At 47.7% G+C, this 18,365-nt stretch carries 13 protein-coding genes and 4 tRNA genes; 15 read left to right on the top strand and 2 right to left on the bottom strand.

Annotated elements, in window-relative coordinates:
* Positions 1-35: 35 nt before the first annotated feature.
* Positions 36-1,652: a carboxylesterase/lipase family protein gene (locus BUB30_RS11665; protein ID WP_073135101.1), complete on the bottom strand. Its 1,617-nt coding sequence runs from the start codon at positions 1,650-1,652 to the stop codon at positions 36-38.
* A gap of 106 nt (positions 1,653-1,758) precedes the next feature.
* On the opposite strand from BUB30_RS11665, the gene BUB30_RS11660 reads away from it, so the two are divergent.
* Positions 1,759-2,451: an NUDIX hydrolase gene (locus BUB30_RS11660; RefSeq protein ID WP_073133815.1), complete on the top strand. Its 693-nt coding sequence runs from the start codon at positions 1,759-1,761 to the stop codon at positions 2,449-2,451.
* Between the two features lie 108 nt (positions 2,452-2,559).
* Here the strand turns inward: BUB30_RS11660 and BUB30_RS11655 are convergent, their stop codons facing one another.
* Positions 2,560-3,723, bottom strand: a complete 1,164-nt coding sequence (locus BUB30_RS11655; protein ID WP_143164869.1) for a hypothetical protein — start codon at positions 3,721-3,723, stop codon at positions 2,560-2,562.
* A gap of 908 nt (positions 3,724-4,631) precedes the next feature.
* Between BUB30_RS11655 and BUB30_RS35795 the strand changes: the two genes are divergently transcribed.
* The 14 genes from BUB30_RS35795 (at position 4,632) to rpoB (ending at position 18,289) form a co-directional block, all read left to right on the top strand.
* Positions 4,632-7,112: a PKD domain-containing protein gene (locus BUB30_RS35795; RefSeq protein ID WP_143164868.1), complete on the top strand. Its 2,481-nt coding sequence runs from the start codon at positions 4,632-4,634 to the stop codon at positions 7,110-7,112.
* An 18-nt stretch (positions 7,113-7,130) separates the two neighbouring features.
* Positions 7,131-8,753: a T9SS type A sorting domain-containing protein gene (locus BUB30_RS11640; protein ID WP_073133808.1), complete on the top strand. Its 1,623-nt coding sequence runs from the start codon at positions 7,131-7,133 to the stop codon at positions 8,751-8,753.
* A 488-nt stretch (positions 8,754-9,241) separates the two neighbouring features.
* Positions 9,242-9,324: transfer RNA gene (locus tag BUB30_RS11635), tRNA-Tyr, on the top strand.
* A 97-nt stretch (positions 9,325-9,421) separates the two neighbouring features.
* A tRNA-Gly gene (locus tag BUB30_RS11630) sits at positions 9,422-9,494 on the top strand.
* 129 nt (positions 9,495-9,623) lie between these two features.
* A tRNA-Thr gene (locus tag BUB30_RS11625) sits at positions 9,624-9,695 on the top strand.
* A gap of 209 nt (positions 9,696-9,904) precedes the next feature.
* Positions 9,905-11,092 (top strand): elongation factor Tu, encoded by a 1,188-nt coding sequence (gene tuf, locus BUB30_RS11620; protein ID WP_073133806.1) that lies wholly within the window; start codon positions 9,905-9,907, stop codon positions 11,090-11,092.
* 180 nt (positions 11,093-11,272) lie between these two features.
* Positions 11,273-11,345 (top strand) — tRNA-Trp (locus tag BUB30_RS11615).
* 21 nt (positions 11,346-11,366) lie between these two features.
* Positions 11,367-11,558: a preprotein translocase subunit SecE gene (secE, locus tag BUB30_RS11610; protein WP_073135099.1), complete on the top strand. Its 192-nt coding sequence runs from the start codon at positions 11,367-11,369 to the stop codon at positions 11,556-11,558.
* A gap of 11 nt (positions 11,559-11,569) precedes the next feature.
* Positions 11,570-12,127, top strand: coding sequence for a transcription termination/antitermination protein NusG (gene nusG, locus BUB30_RS11605; RefSeq protein ID WP_073135097.1), 558 nt, complete (start codon positions 11,570-11,572; stop codon positions 12,125-12,127).
* 6 nt (positions 12,128-12,133) lie between these two features.
* A complete protein-coding gene (gene rplK, locus BUB30_RS11600; protein WP_073133804.1) occupies positions 12,134-12,577 on the top strand; it encodes a 50S ribosomal protein L11 in 444 nt (147 codons plus the stop codon).
* Between the two features lie 8 nt (positions 12,578-12,585).
* Positions 12,586-13,290: a 50S ribosomal protein L1 gene (gene rplA / locus BUB30_RS11595; RefSeq protein WP_073133802.1), complete on the top strand. Its 705-nt coding sequence runs from the start codon at positions 12,586-12,588 to the stop codon at positions 13,288-13,290.
* A gap of 4 nt (positions 13,291-13,294) precedes the next feature.
* Positions 13,295-13,828 carry a 50S ribosomal protein L10 gene (gene rplJ, locus BUB30_RS11590; protein WP_073133800.1) on the top strand — a complete coding sequence of 178 codons (534 nt, stop codon included), beginning with the start codon at positions 13,295-13,297 and terminating at the stop codon, positions 13,826-13,828.
* Between the two features lie 35 nt (positions 13,829-13,863).
* On the top strand, positions 13,864-14,244 hold the full coding sequence (gene rplL / locus BUB30_RS11585) for a 50S ribosomal protein L7/L12 (RefSeq protein ID WP_073133798.1): 381 nt from the start codon (positions 13,864-13,866) through the stop codon (positions 14,242-14,244).
* A 172-nt stretch (positions 14,245-14,416) separates the two neighbouring features.
* A complete protein-coding gene (rpoB, locus tag BUB30_RS11580; RefSeq protein WP_073133796.1) occupies positions 14,417-18,289 on the top strand; it encodes a DNA-directed RNA polymerase subunit beta in 3,873 nt (1,290 codons plus the stop codon).
* Positions 18,290-18,365 lie beyond the last annotated feature (76 nt).

The following is an 18,365-nucleotide window of genomic DNA, read 5'->3' as shown; positions in this document are numbered from 1 at the left end:
GTCGGCTTTGTTCTTCGCGCGAAATGCAACAAGACCTACGGCGCTTGCTTAGCTACTTTCGCCGCTTGGCTATCAAGGAAAAGATATCGTGCGTCGTCGTATTTTACGCTCTTCGATTCTGTGTCGAGGATCATGACGGGCGGTGTGACATCGTTTGGTTGTGCGGCCGGCCACTCCGGCAGACTGCTCTCGTTCGGGTTGCCGGTCTTGATGAAGTTGGCGAAATAATTCAACATCGTCTCCGATACTTTGTAGTCATCGGCTGTCCACTGATATTCTTTCACCAGGGGCAGGTTGCCCATGCAGTATTCGATCTCGCAGGCATGGGGTGCACCAAGAGGTTCGAATTTCATTCCGCCTTGCTGTGTGCCGCCGGCGAGTCCCGGTGTCAATCCCTTATCCACCAGTGCCGGGCGCAACTTGCTGTAGAGATAGCGGTACACGGGTTGGCTACTGTTTTTGCGATGAAGATCAAACCACTTCCAGGTGCTGTAGGAAATAAACCTGTCGGATGCGAGATTGGTAGCGGCCCACTCGATTTCTTTGGCATTGCCATGCGGATATACTTTCAGTGCAGCCTCAAAATCGTTTGGATAAGCCTCCTTTACTTTCTTGATCAGATTTTCTTCCGAATAGGGCAGTCCCTGCATGAAAGCCATTCCCGGAATTTCCGACGAGTTCCATCCCAGCAGCAGCGGTACCTGTGCTTGCTCGTGTGCCTTGAAAACGTCGGCCATGTTTTTCGTGTAGAAGTAGCCGTCGATCACCGGGGGAAAGCCAAAACGTTTGGACTCCTGGTAGGCTTCAAACAGTTCGCGGGTACTGGCTTTGCGCAGTTGGGCCAGCGAAGTATAGCCGGCTTTTGTCGCAAACTCTAAGCCTTGTTTCTCTCCTTCGGCCAAAGTAACAGCCGCCAACGCGCTGATCCCCGAGCCACTCTCGCCGATAGCGCCCGCAATCAATCCTTTAGACAACGGCGACACCATCTGCGCGCTCACCGAAATAGATCCAGCCGATTCCCCTGCAATGGTCACCTTCTTCGGATCACCGCCGAACACAGCAATATTTTTATTCACCCACTTCAAAGCAAAGGCCTGATCGAGTAAACCAAAATTACCCGATGCCTTGTAAGGAGACTCCTTGCTCAATTCCGGGTGAGAGAAAAATCCAAACAGACCCAAGCGATAGTTCACCGTCACCACCACGATACCCTTCTGCGCCATGGCAGCGCCATCATATCGCGGCTCGGATCCATCGCCTGCCACAAAACCACCACCATAGAAATACACAAGCACGGGCAAGTCCGCGGCGTTTCGTTTGGCGGGCGACCACACATTCAAGTAGAGACAATCTTCACTGATCCCTTTTGAACGAGAATTCATGTCGCCAAAAACAATACCCTGCACGGGGCGTGGACCAAAGGCTTTGGTCTCTTTCACATTGGTCCAGTTGTCGAGAGGCTGTGGTGCCTTCCAGCGAAGATCGCCCACCGGGGGTTTGGCAAACGGAACTCCGAAATAGGTTTGCAGACTTGTTTTCGTGTCATACAGTCCTTCAATCGTACCGTTCTCAATTTTTACCTGCACCGGAAAACCAAAGTTGTTTTGTGCCCGAATCCCGTGGGTCGCCGAAACGGCCATGATCATCACCATGGCGAAGGCGGTTTGTGTAATCGTTTTCATTATTGTCTCATTTTGTAACAATAATAGGTAGCGTTTCTTTAAAATACCATCTATTTTTGGACAAACTTGAAAATTCATGGCGGAAAGGGCCTTTTTGCCACATTTGGCATACGATTCGGTTGTTTTCGGATTTTCCGGCGACGAGCTGAAGATCCTCATCATGGAATATCACAACACGGGCTTGTTTGCCCTGCCTGGTGGATTTGTGGGAAGCAACGAAGACCTGGATTTGGCGGTGCGCCGTGGACTGGCGGAGCGCACGGGGCTCTCCGACATTTACCTCGAACAGTTTCACGCCTTTGGTTCGATGGCCAGATACAAACCAGAAGTGATGGCGACGATCTTGCAGGCCAACGGTCACAATCCCGAACGGGATTTTCCATGGATGCTGGACCGCTTCATCACCATAGCTTATTACGCGCTCATCAATTATAAAGACGTCGTGCCAAAGCCCGATGCGCTTTCCGACTCCTGTCGATGGTATCCGGTAAAGGAGTTGCCGAAATTGATTTTAGACCACGAAGGCATTGTAGAAAAAGCGGTGCTCACATTGCGCGAAAACCTGGACCGAAAACTCGTGGGGGGTAATTTGCTGCCGCAGCGTTTTACGATGAAAGAACTGCAACATGTCTATGAAGCTATTCTGGATACTAAGTTAAGGCGCACGACATTTCAGCGCGCCATGCTGGCCACAGGCAGATTGAAACGACACGACAAGCAGTATTCGGGCAAGGCGCATAAGGCGCCTTATCTGTATAGTTTTACATAGACAGAAATTCTATTCCCAATCTTCCCTGAAAACGAGAAGGCCGGCTAATTGCCGGCCTTCCTTGTTGTGGATCTTGACGAATGGAAAATCCTATCGTGGTCGCGCGTATTACCGACCACCATTTACTTTTGATTTCAGGGCTTCTATTTCTTTCTGTTGTTCGATGACATAGAGAGTAAGCTCTTCTACCTTTTTAAGCAGTAGCAAATTCATTTCTCCCGTGTTGATGCCGTCTTTTTCGACCTGTGCGGCAGAAGGCATCTCAGGCAAATGCTTATTTTGTTGTATGTAGGCATTCAATTCAAAGAGACTCGGCATTTTGTAATTGCTCTCGAACACGTAATCGGGCCAGTTGGCACGCAGCTTTACAACAACTTCTTCCGCAACCATCTTGCCCGCCACAGCCAGTTTATAGCCTTTTGTATCGATGATGCCAATTCCCAAATTGCCGTCCTGGTCGAGTGCCATTTTATTTTGTGTGCCCAGGCCATCCTTTTTTGTCATAAAGATCAATCTTCCTCCGGTTGCGTTTGGAATGGTCGTATAGTTGGTTCGTTCGGACCAAATACCGGCAACCTGCCGGTGCTGATCGCTTTGCCCGCCGCTGTTGGTAAAATAAATGCCGCCGACCATCGAGCCATCGCCGTAGGAATTGACATTCCGTGCCAATTCAAAGATCGGCCGGGCGGTTGAAGGAGCGGCTAATGTCGACGTCGACACCGTCACCACTTTATCGAGTCCATCATATGACGGCGCAGCAGTTTGATTTGTATTTTCCATAATTCCCGCATCGACCGGTCCCAAGGCCACGTTGCCCCTTGAATTTATCACCATGCTCAGGTTGGTATCGGCGTCACCACCGGCCGTAAATCGCATTTCGCCTTTTGACAACAGCCCCAACCCATTCACATCCGAGCCAATCAGCATGGTGCTGCTTGGTTTATAGGTGAGCGTAGAGGGCGCAATTTCGCTGAATGAGGCGCTATGATGAACGAGGATACCGTAGGCACCACTGGGATTCTGGCCTATCTTAATGATTGCTCTACCGGTAGCGTTGCTATTGATGATTTTAATCCCGGCATGCGCTTTATCTCTTGAAATCGTGACATCATCGTAGTCTGTTGAGGTCGTAGTTCCGGTTATGGTGACGTTGCCGTAGAGGGTTGCAGGAGGACTCCAGTATTGTGCCTGCGTTGTGAACAACACAATAGTGAATGCGAGTGTTAGAGTGATTCTGTTCATTTTTGTATGGATTTGGTAATGGGTTTGCATGAAACGAAAAGCCAGGAGTAATACCGGATGGGAATGACTACCTAACCAAAATAGATTTATAGTGGAGGTTCAAACAACAATCAATTTATGGGTGAGGTTATGCATCAAAATCTATAAATCCCGGCCAACTGGGTTGTCCTAACATGTGCCGCGTTGGGAATCATTTGGATGGTTCCGTCGCGGACATCGAGCTTTGAAGTAGGAAACTGTATGCCAATACCGACCTTGCCCGTAGTGTAATTGTCGGACGTAAGATTCCATTGCGCGTTAGCATGAATGGAAAAAGTTGCGAAAGCCGCAAGAAGTAGAATCGATCTCATGAAATAGAAGTGTTTAGAATGAAGTAGTCTGATTGAACAAATGATTTGTGGGAAGAACTAGAGGCTTGTCGCTCATGGTTAGTCGGCAACCAAATCTTTGGGGCCATCGGTTTCAATATTTTTGACAAGCAAATTTACAAACACTATCGATCGGGTGCAGTAAAAATCCCTGAAAACAGTAATTTTTTTAATGTTGGGACGTCCTGAGATGTAATGAAATGTTTGAATTCAGATAAAATCACTAAAAATTCTTCTTTAACGGTATGGCTATAAGTCGCTGACAATAAAGTAGTGTATGAATAATTTAATCGAACGCGAAAAGTGTCGTTTCGTTCGTAATCTTTTTCCGCATAATGAAATAAATTTCATGTAATAAATACCCTTCTTGCGACTGTCAAATTCTTTTGAGTCTTGCCAAAGTAAACCAAGTTGTGGTAGGTCGTTGTAAATATGGTAGGAAATTGTTCTGACTATGCGTGGTGGGAGCAAATATCTTATGAAATGATCTCATGATTGAATGGCAATGTACTGATTAAGGACAGTACGGATAAATTCCGTTTGTATTGCGTTGAAATTAATGTCCATATTATGTATCAAAAATTACAATCGACAGGCGTGTTCATGAAGGGGGTGATCGTGACGACTCTCCTGTTCTTTGTCTTCTCGTTGGCGCAGGCTGATCCGCTTCAAGCCAATTTTTCGCACTCCATAGACTGGAGCAATCCTTTCAAAGTCAACTTCAGGGATCTTTCGACACCGTCGTTTGTAAACCTGTGGACCTGGGAATTTGGTGATGGTTCTGTGTCCACAGAAATGAACCCCAGTCACATCTATAGTTTCGTGGGAGAGTATACTGTGAAATTGACCGTTCAAAAAGATGGCCAAACCAGTACCTACAGCAAAACGATTACGGTGAACACCCAAGTTCGTGCCATCATAAGTGCATCCACCACGAGTGGTCCTCCTCCACTTACAGTTGATCTATCGTGTGCTGCATCTACGGGTCTGGTTACGGGCCACACTTGGTCCATTTCTCCGGGCAATGGATTCACCTATGTTTCCGGCGATGCAACTAGTATCAATCCGACAGTTCAGTTCAATGTTACCGGCCAATACACGGTTACGTTGGTAGTCACAGATGGAGGTACACCTTCGGTCGCAACGCAGACGATTACCGTTAAGTCACAGCCGATCGTGGATTTCACATGGACAGCTCCGGTTTATGTGAACACGGTTGTACAATTCCAGGACCAAACGGTTTTTTCCTGTCAAACAGGAATAGCGTGGCAATGGGTTTTTCCACTATCCTCCAGTGCATCGCAGAATCCCCAGTACACATTTACCACGACTGGTGATTTTGATGTCTCTTTAAGAGTTCTTGATGGTTGTAATAATGTGGTGACTAAAACAAAACGGATAACGGTCACGAATCAACCCGACGATCTTGTCTCTAGTTTCACATCTTCAAAAATTTCAATTAGGCGAGGGGAGACGGTGGATTTTTATGATACGTCGCAGCCCCGAGCACAAATAGTAGGGTGGGGTTGGAATTTTGAATTGCCTCCAGATTACGAAGGAGTGCCTCACTCCGATCTATTTTACACTTCTTATCGTGATAAGGTTTCTCACCAATTTAATACAACTGGTGTTTTCAAGGTGAGGCTGGAAGCTTCCAAGAATTTAAGCAACATAGGCCAAGTCTCCTATCAAATCGTTGAAGTGAAGGAATCTCCCGAGCTTGGTACGGAGTATTCAAAATTGCTATCGGCAATGGATCCGAGTGCACAGTTTATTACCGGAATGACTTTGAGCGGAGATGTTCACGCGGTGGCGATCGACAATAAAGCCGTTAATGTTTACAAAAGAGTTGGCGGTACCGAGATGTGGAAATTAACGGAGCAACTGAATCAGCCCAATAGTTATGCTGTGAAAGTAAAGAACAATGCCATGATGGTTTATGTCGGCCCGACTAATGGAGGATTCTTATATTATTTTGATGCCGTTGGAAATAGCGCCAACAACGCCGTCAGCATACAAGCGACAACTCAAAACAAGTATCAGCTTCTGGCAAATTCGGGAAGTATTCGTTTTGATTTCTATGGCAATCAAGTCGTTTATCTCAATGCGGCGACCGATGGCGTTTATTTATACTTAGTTTCAAAAGGGACAACCTGGTCCAGTAGCACAACAACAAAAGTCAAGCTTACGTCCGAGGTGGGCACGGACTTGGTTACGGGAAATGTTTTTATAGACGAACGTTACATTGTTGCGCATGCCAACGGGAAGGCCTATGTCATCAGCAAGGTACCGGGTGGTAACACCTGGGACTTTGCCAATAAAAAGACGATAATCGCACCGGGTGCGGGCGGTTTCTTCAGGGATATTGCCTATGCTAATAACACGATTATTGGGTGCTATATTCCCTTTATCAATTGTGCGAAGCGAGAATGGGCTGTGGCAGTCTTATACGAGGTAGGGCCGTCGGGGTGGCAAGATAACATGGCACCCACGGCTAGTTTGAAGTTAAACATAGACCCGGAGGTGGATGATAATACAACGATTTGTGAGGTCCAGTCGACCATCGCCCCCAACGCCTTATCCATTTCTGATAAGTATGCTGCGGTTAAAGTCGGAATAAGAAATGGTAGTAGCCCCCTTGCTTATAAAGTTTATGTATTTAAGAAATTTTACGATTTCTGGGTAGACAGTTATCAAACCTACAAGATTTACTACACCTCTTCGAATTTTTCCCCAATTGTTTCCAGTTCTTATCTGATGGACCACTATGCTCCCCAGAGCTCCCCGGCCAGAATTAATATTTACAATTTCGACACCTATTGCACTTTGAATCCCTATACGGCCACAAACTTTACTATAAACAACTCGCAACCCGATGTGGTAAAGGGCATAATAACGCTGGGCGGGGGTACATCTGCCATTTATGATACCGGCGCCAAAATAAATTATGTAGGCACTTCCATTACACTAAAATCCAATCTCACTGTGAAGTCAGGATCAACGGTCATTTTCACTGCAGTGCCCTCGTGTGATGATCTTTACTATCGTTAATAGCCTAAAATCATTTCAATGAAATTAAAAATAGAAATTCATTTCGTGCTGGTGTGTTGCCTTTTGTACAGCTTTAGTGCGACTGCCCAATCGAATCCATCCGAGGTTGTTCGCTCATCTGGTGGAAAATATATTGATCACGGCATGGCCATGACTCTTGATCGGGACGGGAACATGTACGTTACCGGGGGCTTTCAATCTGAAGCACAATTTGGCAGTATGCGATTGTCTTCCGCGGGAGATACCGACGCATTTATTGCAAAGTACAATGTGGCTGGAGAACCCGTGTGGGTCAACCAGGCCGGTGGTGATACGGTGTTAACTTCCAGCCTCACCGAATATGGAAGGGATATCTTGTTTTATGATGATTTCATTTATGTGACGGGAGTTTTTTTATCGAAAGCCCGATTTTCAAATATTGAAGTCGCGTCGCAGGGAATGGACGATATATTCCTTGCTAAATACTCCTTGAATGGACAACTGATGTGGCTTAAAACTGCAGGTGGGGCAAGCCAGGATATCCCATTTGCGCTGTCGGCCGATAGCTTAGGTGGCATTTATCTGACGGGATCGTTTCAAGGCAAGGCAAAATTTGGCAATGCCCTGCTGGAGTCCAAAAATTCTACCGAAATGTTCGTCGTTAAGTATGATACACGAGGCGAACTGCTTTGGGCGAAACAATCGAGAACAGATTGGGGAGGTTCTGGAAAGAAAATAGTCTGTGGTGGCCAGGGCTGTATTGTCGCTGGCGAGTTTAAGGGGGTGATGAAGCTGGATGACCTTGCATCGGCTTCCGTAGGGAACCGAATTTGTCTCATGAAATTTAATCTTGACGGAAGGGCCTCTTGGCTAAAGGAAACGAGTGAGGATGGTCACGCCACAGTCGAAGACGTTGCGATCTATAATGGAAACCTTTATTTGACTGGCTCCTTTGCAGGGGCAATGAAATACGAAACCACCGCATTGTATTCCAAGGGCCAATGGGATGCGTATCTATTAGCCTTGGACAAGAATGGGCACCTCCTGTGGTCAAGATCATTCGGCGGAGTGGCTAACGATATCGGGAAATCCATATCAATCGACAAAAGCAATACACTGTATTTGGCCGGGAACTTTCAGCAAATGATTGACATCAAAGACGGACCCAGCTTGGAGTGCAAAGGAGCTGATGACATTTTTCTGGCTCAACTTTCCAGTGACGGATCACTTCTCACAGCGCAAGGCATCGGCGGGGTTGCCCAGGACCAGGTCAACGATGTGGATATTACAAAAGACTATATATTTTTGACGGGATTTTTTAGAGAATCGATTACAATCCGGAATATCGAACAAAAGTCAAACGGCTATTCTGACGTTCTTTTGACCAAAATCAACAAAAATGATCCTGAAAATATGTCCGATTACGATGACCTCGTGAAGGTGTATCCCATTCCATCAAAGGGGGAGTTTACGGTTGAATCAGCAACAAAAATATCTTCCCTCGAACTGATGAATGAGCTTGGTCAGGCTGTTAGCAACGTCCAGATTCACTTTAAGACAGAAAATAGTGCCGATGTAAAACTTGTGAAGACCAAGGGCCTATATTTTATTACCGGGTATTCGAATGGAAAGAAATTTTCCCGAAAAATTATTGTCGAGTGATTTAGTCCCGAGTATCCAGCCGATTCTCGGGTTTATACTCTTCGCCATTTGACTAGGGGGGCCTTTCGCAGGAGGTTGGTCCACCTTGACGGGTAGGTGGATAATTCCCGGGCAATGTCCCTTGAAAACAGAAGCTTTTGCTCTGTGCCGGTAACATCGGGGCTGCGCTTTGATGTCACCTGTTCGAACTCAATAGTAGAGGCTTTTAACTGGTGGTCACCGGGAAAGGATCTTTTTCGCAGCCCAACTGGAAAGCCCGGCATGATGAATTCCGCAGATTTTTTTAACAATTTCTTCTTACCTCATTCATTTCCCTTCGAAATCAGCCTTGCAAACACGGATTTCGCATCCACCTAGCTAACATTCCACGAAATTCTCCACCAAAGTTTTGAAAAAGTAGAAAAGCGTCTAATTTTGCACTCTCTTTTTTGAAAAGCCCCCGTTAAAGGGCGTTTCAAACGTTCTTAAAAGTACTGAAATCAAGTTTTGGGGGAATACCAAAGCGGCCAACTGGGACAGACTGTAAATCTGTTGTCTTATGACTTCATAGGTTCGAATCCTATTTCCCCCACCTCGCCCGCCGAAGCCTTGGCGAAGGAGGGCCGCCCGCCGAAAAGTGCGGGACCACAGAAAGAAGGAAGTTCTTTCTAAAAAAAAATTATTGAATTGCGGGAGTAGCTCAGTTGGTAGAGCGATAGCCTTCCAAGCTATAGGTCGCGGGTTCGAGCCTCGTCTCCCGCTCATTTGACTCCGGTCAATGAGCACTCGGCAAAAAAAATCAGGAGAAAAACCCGATTTATTCAGCCAAAACGCAAATTGACCCACTAGGCTGTTGAAGTCTATAAAGAGGAGAACGGCAGGATTTTAAAAGCTGTTGTAGCTCAGTGGTAGAGCACTTCCTTGGTAAGGAAGAGGTCGTGAGTTCAATCCTCATCAACAGCTCATCCTTTAAAAAAGGATTCAAGACAGGAAGCATGTAAGACGTAGCGACTCTTATACCGTCTAAGGATCCGTGAAAAACGAAAAGCAAACCCTTTTCAAAGGCTTAAAATGTTCAGGGTGTTAGGTTCAGCAGCAGGCAGGACCGAAGAAATAGGTAAAAAACAATTTCAAACACTTATAATTTTAAACTTTAACAGGGATTTTCAAATATGGCAAAAGAAACATTTGATCGTTCGAAACCACACGTAAACGTTGGTACTATCGGTCACGTCGATCACGGTAAAACTACGCTTACAGCAGCAATCACAAAAGTTCTTGCATCCAAAGGACTTGCTTCAATGCGCGATTTCTCTTCTATCGATAACGCTCCTGAAGAAAAAGAAAGAGGTATCACCATCAACACGTCGCACGTAGAATACGCTACTGAAAAGCGTCACTATGCGCACGTTGACTGCCCTGGTCACGCCGACTATGTGAAAAACATGGTTACCGGTGCTGCCCAGATGGACGGCGCTATCCTCGTGGTAGCCGCTACTGACGGACCTATGCCCCAAACCCGCGAGCACATCCTTTTGGCTCGTCAGGTAGGTGTACCCGCCCTGGTAGTATTCATGAACAAAGTTGACTTGGTTGACGATGCAGAATTGCTTGACCTCGTTGAAATGGAAGTTCGCGAACTCATGTCCGCTTACAGCTTCCCTGGCGACACGATGCCTGTGATCAGAGGTTCCGCTCTCGGCGCCCTGAACGGCGAGCCGAAATGGGTTGAAAAAGTTGAAGAACTGATGAAGGCTGTGGATGATTATATCCCCCTGCCCGTTCGTTTGATCGACAAAGACTTCCTGATGCCTGTAGAAGATGTGTTCTCGATCACTGGTCGTGGAACGGTAGCTACTGGTAGAATTGAAAGAGGTGTTATCAACACTGGCGATGCCGTAGAAATCCTCGGTATGGGTGCTGAAAACCTTAAATCTACCATCACGGGTGTGGAAATGTTCCGTAAGATCCTTGACAGAGGTGAAGCCGGCGACAACGTAGGTCTCCTCCTCCGCGGTATTGAAAAAGAGCAAATCCGTCGTGGTATGGTTATTTGCAAGCCTGGATCGGTAAAGCCCCACGCTAAATTCAAAGCCGAAGTTTACGTTCTTTCGAAAGAAGAAGGTGGCCGTCACACGCCATTCTTTAACAAATACCGCCCTCAATTCTATTTCCGCACAACCGACGTAACAGGTGAGTGTAAGCTTCCTGCCGGCGTGGAAATGGTTATGCCTGGCGATAACATCTCCATCGAAGTTGAGCTGATCAACAAGATCGCTATGGAAAAAGGTCTTCGTTTCGCTATCCGCGAAGGTGGCCGTACCGTAGGATCGGGTCAGGTGACTGAAATCCTGGACTAACCTCCAGATAATCAAAGCATAAAGCGTTTCTGAAAATTTTCAGGAACGCTTTTGTTTTCTGGTCCTTTGTTTTACCTTTGCAGTCCTTTTGGGCTGAGGTACATGGGTGCGGCTCAGGAGTTTGAGCGGCTCCGGCTAAAGGAAGGTCAAAAAGGCCAGAATTCGGTATTTTTAAAATAAACGGGTGTAGCTCAATTGGTAGAGTAGTGGTCTCCAAAACCATTGGCTGGGAGTTCGAGTCTCTCCACCCGTGCAAAAAGTTAAAAAAATCAAAATGGAGAGGTTAAAGACCTATATCGCAGAGTCCTGGGATGAGATCAAGAACAAGGTTACTTGGTCAAAGTACAGTGAGTTGCAAGGCAGCGCCATGCTGGTGTTGGTAGCTTCCACCATTTTCGCTTTAGTCATATACGCTGTGGACGTGGTTTTCAAATCAGGTCTGAAGTGGTTTTACAGGGAATTTTAATGCAGAAGGTCATGGGCGAACTGAAATGGTATGTGCTCAGGGTCGTCAGCGGCCAGGAAAAGAAGGTAAAATCTTACCTGGAAACTGAGATTGAACGCTCAAAGCTCACGGATTTCATTCCGCAAGTTCTGATCCCTTCTGAAAAAGTATACGAAATGAGAAACGGTAAGAAACGGGTGAGAGAAAGAAATTTCTTCCCGGGCTACGTTCTCCTTTCCGCAGATCTCTCGAACGGGGAGGCTCACCACGCTGTCAATAGCATTCCGGGCGTGATTGGGTTTCTCGGTAACAACGGCACCGGGGCTTCCAAGGATCCTGTACCTCTTCGTCAATCAGAGGTAAATAGGATTCTCGGTAAAGTTGATGAGATTGACGAATTCGAGGAAAAACTCGAAACACCTTTTATTAAGGGCGAGTCCGTAAAAGTTATGGATGGACCTTTCAGTGGATTTACCGGCACGGTAGAGGAAATTTTTGAAGACAAAAAGAAACTCAATGTGATGGTAAAGATCTTCGGTCGGAACACACCGGTCGAATTAAGTTACATGCAGGTTGAAAAGCTAGATTAAGATAACATGGCAAAACAAATTATAGGTTATCTGAAATTACAGGTAAAAGGCGGACAGGCAAACCCTGCACCTCCGATTGGTCCTGCATTGGGTTCCAAAGGTCTGAACATCATGGACTTTTGTAAGCAATTCAATGCCCGTACGCAGGACAAACCCGGACAGGTGTTGCCCGTTTTGATCAGTATCTACAACGACAAGTCGTTCGATTTCGTAATCAAAACTCCTCCCGCCGCGATCCTGATTTTGGATGCAGCAAAAAAACAAAAAGGATCCGCAGAACCGAACCGCACCAAGGTGGGCTCGATCACCTGGGATCAGGTAAAGACGATTGCCGAAACAAAAATGCCCGACCTCAACGCATTCAAAGTTGAGTCTGCCATGAAAATGGTAGCTGGAACGGCAAGAAGCTTAGGTATAACAGTATCAGGAACTCCCCCTTGGGATAAATAATCACAGCGATGGCGAAAATTTCTAAAAACAGAAAAGCAGTCCTTGCGAAATACAATCCTGAGAAGGAGTATTCCCTTGAAGATGCTTCAAAGCTTGTAAAGGAGATCACCTTTGCAAAGTTCGATTCCTCCGTTGACGTTGACATCCGCCTGGGCGTAGACCCTAAAAAGTCTGACCAAATGGTGAGAGGTGTAGTAGCGTTGCCCCACGGAATCGGTAAAGACGTACGCGTGTTGGTTCTTTGCACCCCTGACAAAGTTCAGGAAGCAAAAGACGCCGGCGCCGAACACGTAGGCCTGGACGACTTCCTCCAAAAGATCGAAGGCGGCTGGACAGATATCGATGTGATCATCTGTACTCCTACGGTAATGGCAAAAGTTGGTAAGTTGGGTAAGATCCTCGGACCCCGCGGCCTCATGCCCAATCCTAAATCAGGAACTGTTACGCTCGAAGTTGGTAAAGCCGTGAAAGAAGTAAAAGCCGGTAAAATCGACTTCAAAATTGATAAACAAGGTATCATCCACTGCAGTGTTGGTAAAGCTTCCTTCTCGGCCGATAAGATCCGGGACAACGTCGCAGAAATGATCAATGTTATTGCCAAGCTGAAGCCCGCATCCGCAAAGGGAACTTACTTCCAAAGTATCACTTTGTCGACCACGATGAGCCCGGGTATTACCGTTGACACCAATTCCGTAGCTGGCGTTAAGCAATAAGAACATGACCAGAGAAGAAAAAGCACAGATTATAGACGAACTTTCGACAAAGTTTGCCGACAACGCGCACTTCTACATTACCGACGCTTCCGGTTTTACCGTGGAGCAGGTAAACAACTTCAGAAGGTTGTGCTTCAAGAGTGGTGTGGAATACAGAGTGTATAAAAACACCCTGATCCAGAAAGCCCTTGAAAGACAAGAAGGCGTGGATTACTCTCCTTTGTTTGCGACGTTGAAAGGTTTCTCCGGAGTTATCTTCTCCAAAGAAATCGGCAACACGCCCGCCAAGGTGATCACCGAGTTTCGCAAGAAGCTCGAAGGCAAACCCGTACTGAAAGGTGCATCTATCGAGTCCGCCCTGTTTATCGGGGACGAGAACTTAAAAACGCTGACCGAGCTGAAGTCCAAAAACGAGCTCATCGGCGAAGTTATTTCCTTGCTGCAATCGCCTGCCAAGAATGTTGTCTCTGCGCTGCTTAGCGGCAAGAACACCGTTGCCGGCTTGGTGAAAGCCCTGGAAGAACGCGGAACTAAATAATTATTGAACAAACGAATTAATTAAACTTTACTAAAATGGCCGACATTAAAGCACTCGGAGATCAACTTGTTGAACTCACTGTTAAAGAAGTAAACGAACTCGCTTCTTACCTGAAAGAAACCTATGGCATTGAACCTGCTGCTGCAGCCGTTGTAGCTGCTCCTGCCGGTGGTGCAGGTGGTGGTGCTGCCGCCGCTGAAGAAAAAACTAACTTCGACGTAGTTTTGAAAGCAGCTGGTGCAAATAAACTGCAAATCGTGAAATTGGTGAAAGAGCTTACCGGCCTTGGCTTGAAAGAAGCTAAAGACATGGTAGATGGCGCTCCCAAAACTATCAAAGAAGGCTTGCCTAAGGACGAAGCAGAAAACCTTAAGAAGCAACTCGTTGAGGCTGGTGCCGAAGTAGAGTTGAAGTAATCTTCTTGACGAAGGGTACCGTCTAACAAACTTCGGTTAGACCCCGTTTCCGGATCACTGGATCAGGACGGGGTCTATTCCTATTTGTACCTGAACAACTCGCTCAGCCTGAACGACTTGTTTTTTTCTATTGTTCTCCGTCCAGGATCTTAGAACTTAAACGTTAAACACCTTGACAAAGAAGACTATAAACGATAGAATCGATTTCTCTTCAAGCGAGAGAGTCCTTGACTATCCTGATTTTCTGGATCTTCAACTCCAGTCTTTCAAAGATTTCTTACAGATTGAAACGCCTGCCGAAAAGCGGCAGAACGAAGGCCTTTACAAGGTTTTTGCTGAGAACTTCCCCATTAGCGACTCGCGCGAGAACTTCGTACTCGAATTCGTAGACTATACTATCGATCCTCCCAAATACAATGTGGACGAGTGCATCGATCGAGGCCTGACGTTCTCCGTACCCCTGAAAGCAAAACTTCGTCTCACGTGTAACGACGAAGACAACGAAGACTTCGAAACCATCGAACAAGAAGTGTTCCTCGGCAATATCCCGTATATGACCGAGAAAGGCTCCTTTGTGATCAATGGTGCCGAACGCGTTATCGTATCGCAGCTTCACCGTTCCCCCGGCGTGTTCTTTGCCATGAGCAAGCACACCAACGGAACGAAATTATACTCTGCCCGGATCATCCCCTTCAAAGGATCATGGATAGAATTCGCGACAGACGTGAACGCCGTGATGTATGCCTACATCGACCGTAAAAAGAAATTCCCCGTAACCACACTGCTCCGCGCGATTGGTTATGGTTCCGATAAAGATATCCTCGACCTCTTCGGCCTGTCTGAAGAAGTGGAGGCTACTAAAAACACCCTCAAGAAGGTAGTAGACCGCAAACTGGCCGCCCGCGTTTTGAAGACCTGGACGGAAGACTTTGTGGACGAAGATACCGGCGAAGTAGTGTCGATCGATCGTAACGAAGTGTTGCTGGAACGCGACCACACCCTGTCGGCCGAAGACGTGGACGTGATCCTGGACAGCGGCGTGAAGTCGATCATCCTGCACCGCGACGATATCAACATCGCCGACTACCACATCATTTTCAACACCCTGGCCAAGGATACTTCCAACTCTGAAAAAGAAGCTGTGGAGTACATCTACCGCCAGTTGAGAAATACCGAAGCTCCCGATGAACAAACGGCCCGCGATATCATCCAAAGCCTGTTCTTCAGCGAGAAACGCTATGACCTGGGTGAAGTAGGACGCTACCGGATCAACAAGAAGCTCGGTCTCGACCTCAGCTTCGATCACCGCGTATTGACCAAAGACGATATTATCCTGATCGTAAAATACCTCATCGGCCTCATCAACTCGAAAGCTGTAGTGGACGACATTGACCACTTGAGCAACCGTCGTGTGAGAACCGTAGGGGAGCAGTTGTATTCGCAGTTTGGCGTTGGTCTGGCCCGTATGGCCCGTACCATCAAAGAAAGAATGAACGTTCGCGACAACGAAGAATTCAAGCCCGTTGATTTGATCAACGCGCGCACGTTGTCGTCGGTGATCAACTCGTTCTTTGGAACCAACCAGCTGTCGCAGTTCATGGATCAAACCAACCCGCTGGCCGAGATCACGCACAAGCGTAGAATGTCGGCACTCGGTCCCGGTGGTCTTTCCCGCGAACGCGCAGGCTTCGAAGTTCGTGACGTACACTACACGCACTACGGACGCCTCTGTACCATCGAAACCCCGGAAGGTCCGAACATCGGTTTGATCTCGTCTCTCTGCGTTCACGCGAAAGTGAACAAGATGGGCTTTATCGAAACGCCTTACCGCAAGGTGGAGAATGGCAAAGTGAAAGTAAAAGAGCCCGTGATCTTCCTCACGGCCGAAGAAGAAGATACGCACTACATCGCCCAGGCGAAAGTGCCCATCAAGCCTACCGGCGAATTCCTTGATGAAAAGATCAAGGCGCGTTTTGAAGGTGACTTCCCCGTAATCGAGCCGAAAGACTTGCGTTACATGGACATCGCTCCTAACCAGATCGTGTCGGTGGCTGCTTCGATGATCCCCTTCCTCGAGCACGACGATGCTAACCGCGCCCTGATGGGTTCGAACATGCAACGTCAGGCTGTGCCGCTGATCAGACCTGAAGCACCGATCGTAGGTACAGGTTTGGAAGGCCGCGTAGCCCTCGACTCGCGCGCATTGATCCTGGCAGAAGGACCTGGCGTTGTTGAGTTTGTAGATGCCAAGAAGATCACCATCAAATACGAAGTAACGGAAGAGCAACAACTCGCCAGCTTCGACGATGAATTCAAGACCTATAGCCTGATCAAGTTCAGAAGAACCAACCAGGATACGTGTATCAACCTGACGCCGCTCGTAAGAAAAGGCCAGAAGGTGGAGAAAGGTCAGCCGCTGTGCCAGGGTTATGCAACCCAGAACGGCGAGCTCGCCCTGGGGCGCAACCTGCTCGTGGCTTACATGCCTTGGCAAGGTTACAACTTCGAGGATGCGATCGTAATCTCCGAGCGTGTTGTACGCGACGACGTTTATACTTCGATCCACATCGAAGAATTCGAACTCGAAGTGCGCGACACCAAACGCGGTGAAGAAGAACTTACGTCGGAAATCCCGAACGTGAGCGAAGAAGCCGTGAAGCACCTCGACGAGAACGGTATCATCCGCATCGGTGCAGAAGTAAGAGAAGGCGATATCCTCATCGGTAAGATCACCCCCAAAGGTGAAACCGATCCTACGCCGGAAGAGAAACTGCTCCGCGCCATCTTCGGCGACAAAGCCGGCGATGTGAAAGATGCATCCCTCAAGGCACCCCCGTCATTGAAAGGCGTGGTGATTGAAACGAAACTCTTCTCGCGTCCGAAACGCGACAAAGATGTTCGCACCAAGTCGAAAAAAGAATTGGATGCCCTGAAGAACAAGTACAGCAAGCAATTGGCCGAACTCCGCGAGGAAATGATCAAGAAACTTGCCCACCTGTTGAATGGCAAAACCAGCAACGGTGTGAAGCATAAATTCGGTGATGAACTCATCAGCAAGGGTGTGAAGATCTCTGCCAAAGTGATCGACAACAACCTGTTCCCTGACAAGAATATCTACCGCGATGAAAGCAACTACAACGTTCCGGAAGAAGTGAACCTGATTGCCGACATCAGCCTGGAGAACTGGACCAGCGACGAGCACACCAACGACCTGGTGGCTCAGACGGTGAAGAACTACTTGCTGAAGCGTAACTCTTACGCCGGCGAATTCAAACGCGAACGTTTCACGCTGGAAGTAGGCGACGAACTCCCTACCGGCATCGTGCAACTGGCAAAAGTATATGTAGCGAAAAAGCGCAAGCTGAAAGTAGGGGATAAGATGGCCGGCCGCCACGGTAACAAAGGTGTTGTAGCGCGTATCGTACGCGAAGAAGACATGCCTTTCCTGTTGGACGGAACCCCGGTAGACATCTGCTTGAACCCGCTGGGTGTACCTTCACGGATGAACTTGGGTCAGATCTACGAAACGGTGTTGGCATGGGCCGGCCACAAGCTGGGCAAAAAATATGCAACCCCGATCTTCGACGGAGCCACCCTGGATCAGGTGCAAGCCGAATTGAAAGAAGCCGGCTTGCCGGAATACGGACGGACCTATTTGTACGACGGTCTCACCGGCGAGAAATTCGACCAACCCGTAACGGTAGGTATGGCCTACATGCTGAAACTCGGCCACTTGGTGGACGATAAGATGCACGCCCGTTCCATCGGACCCTATTCCCTCATCACACAGCAACCGCTCGGTGGTAAGGCACAATTCGGTGGTCAGCGCTTTGGTGAAATGGAGGTTTGGGCAATCGAGGCCTTCGGTGCTTCGCACATCCTCCAGGAAATCCTCACCATCAAGTCGGACGACGTGATTGGTCGCGCCAAGGCATACGAAGCGATTGTGAAAGGCGAAAACATGCGCAAACCCAATATTCCTGAGTCGTTCAACGTGTTGGTGCACGAGCTCAGAGGTCTGGCGCTTGAGATCACCATGGATTAAGTCGGAAGGATAACGCATCCGTCCTGTTAAAAATAAAATGTAAGGCCGCTCTGTAACAGGAGCGGCCCTCACTGAA

Source organism: Chryseolinea serpens, assembly GCF_900129725.1.
In the GTDB taxonomy this organism is placed as follows: domain Bacteria; phylum Bacteroidota; class Bacteroidia; order Cytophagales; family Cyclobacteriaceae; genus Chryseolinea; species Chryseolinea serpens.
This window is presented reverse-complemented; position numbering and strand designations above follow the sequence as displayed.

Excerpts from the sequence above, each read along its gene's own strand:
- BUB30_RS11665 (WP_073135101.1), bottom strand. The coding sequence starts at position 1,652 with ATGGTGATGATCATGGCCGTTTCGGCGACCCACGGGATTCGGGCACAA.
- BUB30_RS11660 (WP_073133815.1), top strand. The coding sequence starts at position 1,759 with ATGGCGGAAAGGGCCTTTTTGCCACATTTGGCATACGATTCGGTTGTT.
- BUB30_RS11655 (WP_143164869.1), bottom strand. The coding sequence starts at position 3,723 with ATGCAAACCCATTACCAAATCCATACAAAAATGAACAGAATCACTCTA.
- BUB30_RS35795 (WP_143164868.1), top strand. The coding sequence starts at position 4,632 with ATGTATCAAAAATTACAATCGACAGGCGTGTTCATGAAGGGGGTGATC.
- BUB30_RS11640 (WP_073133808.1), top strand. The coding sequence starts at position 7,131 with ATGAAATTAAAAATAGAAATTCATTTCGTGCTGGTGTGTTGCCTTTTG.
- tuf (WP_073133806.1), top strand. The coding sequence starts at position 9,905 with ATGGCAAAAGAAACATTTGATCGTTCGAAACCACACGTAAACGTTGGT.
- secE (WP_073135099.1), top strand. The coding sequence starts at position 11,367 with ATGGAGAGGTTAAAGACCTATATCGCAGAGTCCTGGGATGAGATCAAG.
- nusG (WP_073135097.1), top strand. The coding sequence starts at position 11,570 with ATGGGCGAACTGAAATGGTATGTGCTCAGGGTCGTCAGCGGCCAGGAA.
- rplK (WP_073133804.1), top strand. The coding sequence starts at position 12,134 with ATGGCAAAACAAATTATAGGTTATCTGAAATTACAGGTAAAAGGCGGA.
- rplA (WP_073133802.1), top strand. The coding sequence starts at position 12,586 with ATGGCGAAAATTTCTAAAAACAGAAAAGCAGTCCTTGCGAAATACAAT.
- rplJ (WP_073133800.1), top strand. The coding sequence starts at position 13,295 with ATGACCAGAGAAGAAAAAGCACAGATTATAGACGAACTTTCGACAAAG.
- rplL (WP_073133798.1), top strand. The coding sequence starts at position 13,864 with ATGGCCGACATTAAAGCACTCGGAGATCAACTTGTTGAACTCACTGTT.